The organism is Blautia sp. DFI.3.45 (assembly GCF_020593505.1).
GTDB lineage: Bacteria > Bacillota > Clostridia > Lachnospirales > Lachnospiraceae > Blautia_A > Blautia_A wexlerae.
In genome coordinates this window covers 1-369 of the sequence record NZ_JAJDMI010000186.1, presented here as the reverse complement: position 1 = coordinate 369, position 369 = coordinate 1, and the positions used below count along the sequence as shown (strand labels likewise).

The following is a 369-nucleotide window of genomic DNA, read 5'->3' as shown; positions in this document are numbered from 1 at the left end:
CAAGCCGCTGCTTCATACCAAGAGAATACTGTGAAAAGAGCTTTTTATCTTTGTAGGGCAGTCCTACCAAATCGAGAGCGTCTTTGATGGCATGATTGTTTGGTACGCCCCGCAGAGTAGCAAAGATACGCAGGTTCTCTGTGCCGGTCAGATTGGGATAAAAGCCAGGGGACTCAATTAGACTACCGATACGGGGCAACAACTTCTTTTCATTCCCCTGTAAAGACTTTCCCCAGATTTTGACCTCTCCGGAAGTCGGCTTCGTTAAGCCCAACAGCATTTTCATGGTCGTGGTTTTTCCGGCTCCGTTTCTACCCAGCAGACCATAAATTCTCCCACGCTTCACATGGATATTTAAGTCAGCCACAC

The 369-nt window shown here is 47.7% G+C and carries 1 protein-coding gene; it reads right to left on the bottom strand.

Features of this window, described 5'->3' with window-relative positions; translation table 11 throughout:
* Positions 1 to 367, bottom strand: a 367-nt coding sequence (locus LJE09_RS17540) for an ATP-binding cassette domain-containing protein (protein WP_227311625.1), incomplete at its 3' end; no start/stop codon positions are given.
* Positions 368 to 369 lie beyond the last annotated feature (2 nt).